This window comes from uncultured Polaribacter sp., assembly GCF_947503855.1.
Taxonomy (GTDB): domain Bacteria; phylum Bacteroidota; class Bacteroidia; order Flavobacteriales; family Flavobacteriaceae; genus Polaribacter.
On the sequence record NZ_CANNFF010000008.1, the window covers coordinates 109,411 to 120,954 of the forward strand.

General features: G+C 31.0%; 8 protein-coding genes. 6 read left to right on the top strand and 2 right to left on the bottom strand.

The genetic code is table 11. The annotated features are described in order from the left end of the window. Positions 1-47 precede the first annotated feature (47 nt). Both Q0662_RS08570 and Q0662_RS08575 read right to left on the bottom strand, forming a co-directional pair. Positions 48-1,691 carry an acyl-CoA carboxylase subunit beta gene (locus Q0662_RS08570; protein WP_298948809.1) on the bottom strand — a complete coding sequence of 548 codons (1,644 nt, stop codon included), beginning with the start codon at positions 1,689-1,691 and terminating at the stop codon, positions 48-50. Positions 1,692-1,802: 111 nt separating this feature from the next. Continuing rightward, positions 1,803-7,286: a T9SS type B sorting domain-containing protein gene (locus tag Q0662_RS08575; protein WP_298948811.1), complete on the bottom strand. Its 5,484-nt coding sequence runs from the start codon at positions 7,284-7,286 to the stop codon at positions 1,803-1,805. Between the two features lie 229 nt (positions 7,287-7,515). On the opposite strand from Q0662_RS08575, the gene Q0662_RS08580 reads away from it, so the two are divergent. From Q0662_RS08580 to Q0662_RS08605, 6 genes are all read left to right on the top strand, one after another. After that, a complete protein-coding gene (locus tag Q0662_RS08580) occupies positions 7,516-8,100 on the top strand; it encodes an NUDIX domain-containing protein (protein WP_298948813.1) in 585 nt (194 codons plus the stop codon). A gap of 292 nt (positions 8,101-8,392) precedes the next feature. Then, the gene (locus Q0662_RS08585; RefSeq protein ID WP_298948815.1) at positions 8,393-8,929 is read left to right on the top strand and encodes an NADPH-dependent FMN reductase; all 537 of its coding nucleotides are present in this window, start codon (positions 8,393-8,395) and stop codon (positions 8,927-8,929) included. Between the two features lie 3 nt (positions 8,930-8,932). Beyond that, positions 8,933-9,181, top strand: coding sequence for a glutaredoxin domain-containing protein (locus Q0662_RS08590; RefSeq protein WP_298948817.1), 249 nt, complete (start codon positions 8,933-8,935; stop codon positions 9,179-9,181). A gap of 77 nt (positions 9,182-9,258) precedes the next feature. Continuing rightward, positions 9,259-9,696, top strand: coding sequence for a MarR family transcriptional regulator (locus Q0662_RS08595; RefSeq protein ID WP_298948819.1), 438 nt, complete (start codon positions 9,259-9,261; stop codon positions 9,694-9,696). Between the two features lie 50 nt (positions 9,697-9,746). Beyond that, positions 9,747-10,616 carry a pirin family protein gene (locus tag Q0662_RS08600; RefSeq protein ID WP_298948821.1) on the top strand — a complete coding sequence of 290 codons (870 nt, stop codon included), beginning with the start codon at positions 9,747-9,749 and terminating at the stop codon, positions 10,614-10,616. A 118-nt stretch (positions 10,617-10,734) separates the two neighbouring features. After that, on the top strand, positions 10,735-11,442 hold the full coding sequence (locus Q0662_RS08605) for a pirin family protein (protein ID WP_298948823.1): 708 nt from the start codon (positions 10,735-10,737) through the stop codon (positions 11,440-11,442). Positions 11,443-11,544: the final 102 nt, after the last annotated feature.

The window sequence follows — 11,544 nt, forward strand, 5'->3', positions numbered from 1 at the left end:
ATTGTGATATTAGTCATATTAATTATTAAAAGGGACTTAAGGGTGTTTTAAACCTGTAAAACACCCATATTAAATTTTTTCTCAATAGGAGCATGGTTTGCAGCTTCTATTCCCATAGAAATCCATGTTCTTGTATCTAAGGGATTTATCACAGCATCTGTCCAAATTCTTGCAGCTGCATAATAAGGAGAAATTTGCTTGTCATAACGCGATTTTATTTTGTCAAATAACTCAGCTTCTTTTTCAGGTGTAATTTTTTCGCCTTTCTTTTTTAGTGATGCTGTTTCTATTTGTAGTAAAACTTTAGCGGCAGAATTACCACTCATTACCGCTAATTCAGCACTTGGCCATGCAACAATTAATCTTGGATCATAGGCTTTACCGCACATAGCATAATTACCTGCACCATAAGAGTTACCAATTACAATAGTAAATTTTGGTACCACAGAATTGCTAACTGCATTTACCATTTTAGCACCATCTTTTATAATTCCACCATGTTCTGATTTGCTGCCTACCATAAAACCAGTAACATCTTGTAAGAAGACTAAAGGGATTTTTTTCTGATTACAATTGGCAATAAAACGAGTTGCTTTGTCTGCAGAATCGTTGTAAATAACGCCACCAAATTGCATTTCTGTAGGTTTGGTTTTAGACGAAGTTGTTTTTACTAATTTACGTTGATTGGCAATAATGCCTACTGCCCAACCATCAATTCTGGCATAACCTGTTAAAATGGTTTTGCCATACCCTTCTTTATATTGTTCAAATTCAGAATTATCTACCAAACGCTTGATGATTTCTACCATATCATACTGCGCGTTTCTTTCTCTTGGTAAAATTCCAAAAATATCTTCTTCGTTTTCTTTTGGTGGATAAGATTCTATTTTACTAAAACCAGCTTTGTCATAATCGCCAATTTTATCGACTATAAATTTTATTTTATCAAGTGCATCTTTATCATCTTTTGCTTTGTAATCTGTGACTCCAGAAACTTCGCAATGTGTGGTTGCACCGCCCAATGTTTCATTATCAATAGACTCGCCAATTGCTGCTTTAACCAAATAGCTTCCTGCTAGAAAAATACTTGCGGTTTTGTCAACAATCATTGCTTCGTCGCTCATAATAGGTAAATAAGCACCACCAGCAACACAACTACCCATAATAGCAGAGATTTGGGTAATCCCCATACTACTCATTACAGCATTGTTTCTAAAAATGCGTCCAAAGTGTTCTTTATCTGGAAAAATTTCGTCTTGCATTGGTAAATACACACCTGCAGAATCTACGAGATAAATAATTGGTAATTTATTTTCTATGGATATTTCTTGTGCTCGTAAATTCTTTTTTCCTGTAATAGGAAACCAAGCACCTGCTTTTACAGTGGCATCATTAGCAACTACAATGCACTGTTTGCCTTTAATGTAGCCAATTTTTACAACGACACCTCCAGAAGGACATCCCCCATGTTCTGCATACATATCTTCGCCAGCAAAAGCCCCAATTTCTATAGATTTTTCATTTTTGTCTAATAAATAGTCAATACGTTCTCTTGCTGTTAACTTTCCTTTTTCATGATGTTTATCAATTCTTTTTTGACCCCCACCTAATTTTACTTTTGCAAATTTTCTTTTTAAATCAGAAACTAAAAGTTTGTTATAATCTTCGTTTTTATTGAAGTTTAAATCCATAGGAAATTCTATCTAAGTTTTTGCTAAATTAAGAAAATATGTTGTGAAACCCTTGTTGAGTTTTTTGGTAATTACATAAATGTTTCTTAAAATTTAAAATAAGAACTTTTGTTATCTTCTAACCAAAGAAAAATTTCCTTTTTTGTTGATGGTTGGTTTAGTTTTGTCAGCAGGAATTAAGGTGATGTTATACCAATAATCATCTGAGGTTAGTAATTTGCCATTGTAAGTACCATTCCAACCTTGGGAGTCTATAGGAATTTGTGCGACTAATTTACCATACCTATTAAAAATATTGATACTTGCATTCGGATAAAAAGTTTTGTTAGCGCCTTTTACTGCCCAAGTATCATTTTTACCATCGCCATTTGGTGTAAAGAATTTTGGAAATTGAATAACAGAAACTTGCAAAGTAGCATCTGGTACACAGCCATTTTTATCGTTTACAATAATGGTGTAAATACTACCTTCTAAGTTTTCAAATAAAGGTTCGTTTTGAAATGGAGTGGTGGTGTTTTCATCATCATTTTTTAATGCAAATTGATAATCACCAGGACCTAAATCGTTATTTATAGTATCTATAGAGATAGATAAATTTGCATTACTACCAATAATATTGCCTTCATCTACAATGGTTACAAAACTAGATAATAAGGTTGCAGGATTGGATTCGTTCACAACAATGGTTTCTGATCTAGTACAATTGGTACCATTGGTTGTTGTTGCAGTAACTGTGTAATTTCCACCTACTGTAACATCTGCAGTTTCTGCAAAACTAATAATTGTTCCTGATGAATCTTTCCATTGATAAGTGTATACACCTGCAGGATTTTCTACACCAATGGTTAAAGGTGTATCATTTAAACAAATAATTTGAGGAGAAGTTACCATAAAATCAGGTAAAGGATTTACTATTAACTGAAAACTAGCGTCATCATTTACACACAAAGTTCTTTTATTTTGAATGCGAACAAAAATAGTTTCTGTAGGATTTGAATTGGTGTAAGGAGAAGCAATTGGTGCAAATCCAGTAGCAGCATCTATATCATTTGCATGAAATGTAACATTAAAATCATCTGGATCTTGCGAACCTAATAAAGCTGGAATTTGGCTATCTAAATCGATGTTTTGAATGATTCCATTAGTATCATCACCATCCAAATCATCATCACAATAAGAAAGGTTAGAAACAGGTGTAAAAGTAGGCTCAGGGTTTACAATAACATCAAAATTAGAAATACTGTTTACACAGCCTGTATCTGTATTTTCTATTCTGATGTAAATGGTTTCTCTATTTGGAGTTTCGTTAGAATAAGGAGATACCAAAGGGTTATTACCACTTTGGGCATCAGCAAAAGAACGATGATAGGTTACAGCATTTATACTTTGATCTTGTATACCCAAAATACCAGAAGTCTGGGAGTCTAAATCAATAGATTGTGAAAAACCGTTTCTGGCAGAGCCATCAGAATTATCATCACAGATTTCTAAATCTGCCACAAAATTTGCCACAGGAATAGGATTTACAATTAGATTAAAACTGGTATGATCTGTAAAACAACCAGTGTTATTGTTGGTTACTCGTACAAAAATTGGTTGTATATCTCTAACTGTATTAGCAAAAGGTGAAGCTTGCGGGTTTGAACCTGAATTTGCTTCAGCTGCAGAAAGGTGGTAGGTTACCGAAAAATCGGCAGGATTTTGAGAGCCTAAAATAGTAGCTGTTTGAGCTTCTAAGTCGAAGTTTTGTATAATTCCGTTTTCTGCATCACCATCTGTAACATCATCACATAATTCTAAATCTGTAACTGGGTTTGCAGTTGGTGTGGAGTCTGTTTTTAAGTATAACTCTCCAGTACCTGAACAGTTGTTATTGTTTTTGTTGGTTATTTTAAAATAAATAGTTTGCCTTGTATTATTAGAAGGATAACCGATGTTTCTATAATTAGAAATATTACCAATGGCATTAATTACAGCAGTTCTATCTGCAGTGGTTTCATAATAAGAAACTTCTAAATCTGGACGTAAAGTTATTGGGAAAAATGCTAAAATTTCTGTGTTAGCAATACTAAAATCAAAATTTGTGATTCCATCAGTATCATCATTTAGTGTACCATTTGTACCATCTTCTTGAAGAAAATCATCACAAACGCTAGGAAATTCTTTATTATAAGCTACATCTGCAGCAGCTTCTACTTCAATGTTAATCTTAGAAATCGTAAAACATCCTTCTGAAGAAATGGTTCTAACCCAAGCTTCTCCAGTTTGATTTACGGGAAAACGAATTTCATCAGCCACTAAAGGTGTTCCAGCTTTTGCATTTGCTTCATTTTCAAAATATTGAAAAGTTTCGTTTGTCGAATTTGAAGAAATAGAAATTTCTGCTTCTGTAAGGTTTACTGATGATATTCTATCTAAATCATCATCGCATTGTAATAAGTCTACTTCTGCAACGACAACAGGTACTGGATTAATTTTGGCTGTAATGGCATTAGAAATTTTTTCACATGAATTTCCTACTTTTGTTAATAGAACTCTGTAAAGATTGTTGTTAAAAGACAAAGGTATATTTGTAATTTGTAAATCTTTGGTATTTACACCATTATAAATAGCATTGTTCGAAATAGGACTCCAATTTGTACCATTATCTGTAGAAAATTCCCATTGAAAACCGTCTGCAGTAGTATCTATGGTAATCATACTTGTTGAGTTTTCACAAAATGTAACATTTGTAAAACTATTTATTACGATGGCAGCACTTGTTGTATAGTTTATACTAGGAGTTGTATAGCCATTTGTATTGTTAATTACTAGACCATTTGAATCTACAACAAAAGGGTTGGCAAATAAAATACCAGATCCATTACCTGTAAAACCCGCTTCAATAACATCAAAACAAGCGTCGTTATCTGAATCTAATTCTAAGAAATTAAAAATACCATCTGAATCTGTATCTGCAATTGAGTAATTAACTGAAAGAGTGGTTACAGATATATCATTTTCTAAATTATCTGTAATTCCGTTTGAATTGGTGTCTGTAAAACCATCTATTAAACCATCAACATTGGTGTCTAAATTATGGCTAGATTCTGTGGAATCGTATATTCCATCATTATCAGAATCTAAATCTAAATAATTAGGAACACCATCTCCATCAGTATCCATTATTAATGTAAAACTATCAAAAATATCATCTAAACCATCTAAATTAGCATCTGTATTTGTTAAATTAATTTTTTGATTAGCAGCTTCAAACAAATCTGGAACTCCATCATTGTCAGAATCTAAATCTAAAGCATCTTCAATGCCATCTCCATCAGAGTCTCTTTTAACACTGGTAAGTTTTAATGAAGCATTAAAAATAGAATTTAACACATTTGATGTGGCTGTATGTAAAAAGAGGAATTTCTCTACATCATTAGCAACAAACTTAAAAGGTATTGTTCCATTTGGATTTGGATTGTATTTAAAACGAATTAATGAACTAGAGAAATTGGTGACTCCTGTTTCAAATTCTCCATCAAAATTGGTGTCTACCATTAAAATATTATCAGGGTCTATTAATGTTATATTTTTAGCAGATGGCGCAATACTTATTTCAAATTCTTCTCCATCTATTCTAAAATGAGTAATAGCTTGATTTTGTGTAAATTCAAAATTAAAGGTTTCTGTACTATTTAAAATATAAAAAATTGAAGCATTACTTGTACTGTTTTCATTAATGGTAGAAGTGAAGTTTCCATTAGGATTACCAACAAAATCAACATTTCCAGATTTTGTCAATTCTGTAGTAAAAAAATTGTTTATAACTTTACTATTTGTATTTATCGAAGGATTATCTATATCTGAAAAATTAAGGATACCATCACCAAAAGATTCAATTACATTTAAAATTCCGTCATTATCCAAATCTAAGTCTAGATTATCTATAATTAGATCGTTATCATAATCATCAGGACATAAACTTACTGGGATTTCTACAGAATTAAATGTTGCTCCTGTACAATCTATGGTACCAATTAGACGATATCTTCCTGGTTCAGAAATGACTGGTGAATAGTTTGAATTTGTACTTTTTTGTACCCAAGTATTCATACTTTCATCAAAAAATTGCCACTCAAACCTATCAAAAGCATCTGTGTTTGCTGCTTGTAAAGTTACGTTTGGTATACAATTTCCTAAGGCTGTAACAGAGGCATCAAAATTAATCTCTGGGTTTGAAGGAAAACCAGAGTAAAAACTACCAGATGTGGCAGCTCCATTAACATTAAAATAAGCACAATATAGTTCTTCGCTACTTTCTACACTTATGGCTCCTGTTAAATTTGTTACTTTATAGGTTTCGTAATCAGAGATTCCATCATTATTTATATCAATTTCAAAAGGGCCAGAAGTAGAAAAATTAGCAATTGGCTCCGAATTTATGGTAACAGTTGCGTTTGCATTGGTTACCACAGTTACTCCTCCTGTAAAAGTAACATTACCGATATTTTCTATAAAGGGAATGTTATCTACTTTTCCTCTGCTCTCACAACTTAAAGGAGGTACAAAAAACATTCCTTGGTTGGCTTCACTATTACTAGCGCCAACTCCTTGATAAGCAAATACAGGTTTGGTTGTTTGTACAAATAAGTTGCCATTATTAAATTGATTTCCTTCAATTAGAGCGTATCCTCCAGCAGGTATTTTAGCAAAAAAATTACTGTTACCATTTACTCTTATTTCTGTATCATCTTCATGAGCAACAATTAATACATTTTCCCAGCCATTTTCGCCATCACCTTTAACAAAAATATATTCTGTTCCTATTTTATCTAATCCTACAATTTGATCTATACCATAATCTCTTCCACCTCCATTATGAAAACTACCATTAGCAGAACCTAGATTAACAACAATTGGTTTATCTGAATTTATTAAGGTTCCTATTAAGCCATCTTTATTTATAGTGTTATCTGCAGCATTTGTGGCTACAATATAGCTTTCTCCTTCGTTTAAAGTTATAGAAATAGGTAAAGTTCCTGAGTAGTTTTTAACAGCTATACCAGTTGGTAAATCACTAAAAGTAACCTGTGTGTTATCTTCGGATGCCATAACAGAAATAAAATTGAGATAATTACTTTGGGGGTTTTCATTAGTGTACATTCCAGCTCTAAAAATTGTGCCAAGAGCTGCAGAACCTTTACTAACTAATGCCCCAGCTTGTGCACCACCACCAGCTAAAACTCTAACAGAAACATAAATTACATCATCTGCTTCAATAATATAGCCTTTATTATTATGTATTACACTTGTTTGAGGAGAAGAAACAAATAATTGCGAATCTCCAGATTCTATAAAAATTTCTTGTGGATTAGATTTAGAAACAAAACCTGTAATATTGTTATTGGGGAAACCAATTTGTTTAATGGTAAATGAAACATTATTAGAACTAGGCGTTGAAATATAAAAATATTGGTTTTCAGGATTGGCATTTCCTGTTTCTGCATAAGTTAAAGGTGGTATAAAATGTTTTTTACTTAATTGAGCATTTATGGTTGTTACTCCAATAAAAAAAAAGAGTACTAAGAAAAATGAGGGTTTTAAATTTTGCATAAATTTTTTTCTGGTAAAAATTTTTCTAAAAGTAATAATAAATCATTTAGACAATAAATAACCTATAAAATAATTAGACTTCTTAAATCAAAATTAGTTTAATTGCACTTTATTTTAGTATCAATCTTTTTTTTTTAATACAAAATTATTAACGAAATTGAAAACATAAAATTATTTTAGTCGATAAGTATTTATATTTAAAAGTTTTTATAAATATAAAAAGATGATAATGAACAACCGTATTAAGAACGTAACCTCGAAAGTAATTTCCAGCTTTTGGGCAAAATTAGAGCAAGTAAGTTTCGATTTTCTTTTCAAGGATGGAAAAGTTGAACGTCTTACGCATGAAGTCTATGGCAGAAATGATGGAGTTGCAATATTGTTGTATAATACTTCTACAAAAAAAGTGATACTTTCTAAGCAGTTTAGAATCCCGATGTATGTTGCTGGGGTAAAAAATGGATTTTCAATCGAAGTAGTTGGAGGTGCTATTGATGAAAACGAATCACCAGAAACCACAGTAATTAGAGAAACTAAAGAAGAAGTTGGGTATCACTTTTCAAAATTAAAAAAAGTTGCTACTGTTTTTTTATCACCGGGATTAATGAAAGAACAAGTGCATTTGTATGTTGCAGAGTTTAATGATGACGATAAAATAGATAACGGAGGGGGTTTAGCCTCAGAAAATGAAGAAATTGAAGTGTTAGAGATTTCATTTTTAGAAGCTTTACAAATGATAGAAAATAACGATATAATTGATGCAAGAACAATTATGTTATTACAATATGTACAAGTCAAACAGTTATTGATTTAAAAGATTACAAAATCATTTTTTTTAAATTGGTTAAACAATTTCTTTGATTTTTGAGTTCTAATTTTATTCATTTTTTAGAAAATACAATGTAATTGTTTTAAAAATGAAGTATAAAGTGAATCTTTAAATTACTACGAAGGTCAACAATTAACCACATTTTTTGAAAGTTTTTAATTACTCAAAACCTGTTTGTAGATACATAACTTTGTGTTTAAATTAATATATTTCCATGGATTTATTACCCTTGGTAAATAAAATTATATTTTGTAACTTTGCTTATAAATTTATAAATATGAAAAAAGTATTAGCATTTGCTGGCAGTACAAGTTCTACTTCAATAAACAAACAATTAGCAACTTTTGCTGCAAAAAAATTAGAAAACACCTCATTTGATGTAGTTGATTTAAGAGACTTTTCAATGCCAATCTATAGTGAAGATGAAGAGCAAGAAAATGGTTTCCCAAAAGAAGCAAAGAGGTTTTCTGAATTGCTAGATAATTATGATGGATTTATTATTTCTATGGCAGAACATAATGGTTCTTATGCAGCAGCATTTAAAAACGTTATAGATTGGACCTCAAGAATAAATAATAAACTATTTAGAGAAAAACCATTATTATTGATGGCAACTTCGCCAGGAGGTATGGGAGGTAAATTTGTTTTAGCAGCAGCAGAACAGCGTTTTCCAAGGCATGGAGCAAAAGAATTACTAACTTTTTCTTTACCAAATTTTTCTGATAATTTTAAGGATAGTAAACTTGCAAGTAAAAAACATTTAACTTTATTGAAACAACAATTAACGCAGTTTGAAAGTTTTGTAAACAATTAAGAAATGAAGATAATTTTATATGGAAAAAAAGGCCATCCATACACTGTAGCGTTTAAAAATTTTTTAAACTCGATTGATGAACCTTATACGTACAAAGATATATCAAAAGATGTAGAAGCTAGAGAGCACAGTAAAGAACTGTATAATGGTATTGTAAAATATCCCACTTTATTTGTGGATAACAAAGTCTATTTAACACCAACAACAGAGGAGTTTAATAAAATAATGCAAGATTTAAAATTAAGAGCGTAATTTTAAGTATACAGTTGATGGTTTATAGTCATTATTTAGCACTTAGTACTGTCTACTTAATACCTAATACTAAATAAATGGGAGACATTTCTAATGATATAAAATCAAGTTTTAAAACCAATAAAGTAAAAGCTTTAATCAATATAAAGTACACAGCTAATTGGTTAAGCAGTAAAGAAAATGAGTTTTTCAAACCTTACGGAATTTCACCGCAACAATATAATATATTACGAATTTTAAGAGGTGCAAAAGGAAAAATAAAAGTGCAAATTGTTAAAGATAGAATGATAGAAAGAGCACCTAATGCCACTCGTTTAATGGATAAGTTGTGTGATAAAGAACTAATAGAAAGAGAACGTTGTGAGCACGATAGAAGAGTGGTTTATGTAAAAATTACCAATCAAGGTTTAGAATTATTATCTGCCATAGATAAACATGATAAATTATCTTTTTTAGAGAAACTATCAGAAGAAGAAGCCAATGTTTTAAGTGATTTACTAGATAAAATAAGATAAAAAAATCTCAAAATATTTTCCTTGTAAATTATTTTTAAGTAAGAAAAGTCATGACAAAATTAAAAACAATACAGCATACAGTAACAAGCCCTTTAGTAAATATGGGGCCAATACGTTTGAGACAGCCTCTGCCTTCACAAGGAATAGAAAATGTAGATCCATTTTTATTATTGCACCACTATGGTCCATACGCCATTTCAGAATTTAACAATCCTTTTGATTTAGGCCCACATCCTCACAGAGGTTTTGAGCCCATAACACTATTGTTTAAAGGCGAACAATTTCATAGAGATTCTTTGGGTAATGAAATGGTTGTAAAAGCGGGTGGTGTGCAATGGACAACAGCGGGTCGTGGAATTATTCATGCAGAAGCACCTACAAAAGAGTTTGTAAAAAAAGGTGGAGATTTAGAAGGGATTCAACTTTGGCTAAACTTGCCTGCAAAAGACAAAATGATAACACCTAATTATCAACATTTAGAAGATGAAGAAATTCCTAAAATAATCTCTAAAGATCAAAAGGTACAATTAAATATTATTGCTGGAAATCAAAGTGATGTATATGGTAAGATTCTAACACAAACTGTAGTAAATGTTTTTACTGCAAAAGCTAAAGAAAATGGACAGATTGAAATAGAAATTCCAGAAAATCATCAATCTTTAATCTATTTGTTAGATGGAGAAATTTTAATAAACGATACAGCAGTTTTACAAAAAGGAGCGCATCAAATGGTAACTTTTCATCAAGATGGAAATACTATAAAATTTGAAGCACAAAAAGAAAGTTCAATTTTAATTTTATCAGGAGCACCTATTAAAGAAAAAATAACCCAATATGGCCCTTATGTGATGAATACGCAGACAGAAATTTTAGAAGCAATGCGCGATTATCAGCAAGGAAAAATGGGGTATTTATATTGAAAAAATGCTTTCTAAAATAAAATTTTAGAAACTTTTAATTTATCATTCCTGCGTAAACAGGAATTTAAAAATAATAACAACATCTTGAATCAAGTTTAAGGTTATAATAAAGTTTATAATGAAAAAAACAATGCACAAAGCAAGCACAAGAGGATTCGCAAATCATGGATGGTTACAATCATATCATACATTTAGTTTTGCTAGTTATCAAAACCCAGAAAGAATGAATTTTGGGATGTTAAGAGTACTAAATGATGATGTTGTGCAACCAAAAATGGGCTTTGGTACACATCCTCATAGAAATATGGAAATTATTTCGATACCAATTACAGGACCTTTGTCTCACAAAGATAGCATGGGAAACAAACGTGCCATTGAAGTAGGAGAGGTACAAGTAATGAGTGCAGGAACAGGTATAACACACTCAGAATTTAATGATAGTAAAACTTCTGAAAGTAATTTTTTACAACTTTGGATTTTACCAGAAAAACAAGAAGTAACCCCTTATTATGATCAAAAAGTGTTTGAGCAAGATGGTAGAAAAAACAAGTTTCAAACCTTGGTGTCTCCAAGAGATAAACAAGTAGAAGGTTCGTTGCCCATACATCAACAAGGATATATTTCTATGATTGATTTAGAAGAAGGTTTTAAAACCGAATACCAACTAAAAAATGGTGCTTATTTTTTCTTAATTAACGGAGAGGTTACAGTTGCTGATGAAACTTTACAAAATAGAGATGCTGTTGGAATTATAGAAACAGACAAAGTAGCAGTAAAAGCAACAAAAAATAGTAAATTATTGATTATAGATGTTCCAATGATTTAATTTTTCTAATAAGTTTTATAAACATTTACCTTTTAATACAATTACCCCAAGTTTATGAATGCTAATAATTCATGAATTTGGGGCAATTTTTTTTAATCCCAA

What these genes read in the sequence shown, in the direction of transcription:
- Q0662_RS08570 (WP_298948809.1), bottom strand. Translation starts at nt 1,691, where the DNA reads ATGGATTTAAACTTCAATAAAAACGAAGATTATAACAAACTTTTAGTT.
- Q0662_RS08575 (WP_298948811.1), bottom strand. Translation starts at nt 7,286, where the DNA reads ATGCAAAATTTAAAACCCTCATTTTTCTTAGTACTCTTTTTTTTTATT.
- Q0662_RS08580 (WP_298948813.1), top strand. Translation starts at nt 7,516, where the DNA reads ATGAACAACCGTATTAAGAACGTAACCTCGAAAGTAATTTCCAGCTTT.
- Q0662_RS08585 (WP_298948815.1), top strand. Translation starts at nt 8,393, where the DNA reads ATGAAAAAAGTATTAGCATTTGCTGGCAGTACAAGTTCTACTTCAATA.
- Q0662_RS08590 (WP_298948817.1), top strand. Translation starts at nt 8,933, where the DNA reads ATGAAGATAATTTTATATGGAAAAAAAGGCCATCCATACACTGTAGCG.
- Q0662_RS08595 (WP_298948819.1), top strand. Translation starts at nt 9,259, where the DNA reads ATGGGAGACATTTCTAATGATATAAAATCAAGTTTTAAAACCAATAAA.
- Q0662_RS08600 (WP_298948821.1), top strand. Translation starts at nt 9,747, where the DNA reads ATGACAAAATTAAAAACAATACAGCATACAGTAACAAGCCCTTTAGTA.
- Q0662_RS08605 (WP_298948823.1), top strand. Translation starts at nt 10,735, where the DNA reads ATGAAAAAAACAATGCACAAAGCAAGCACAAGAGGATTCGCAAATCAT.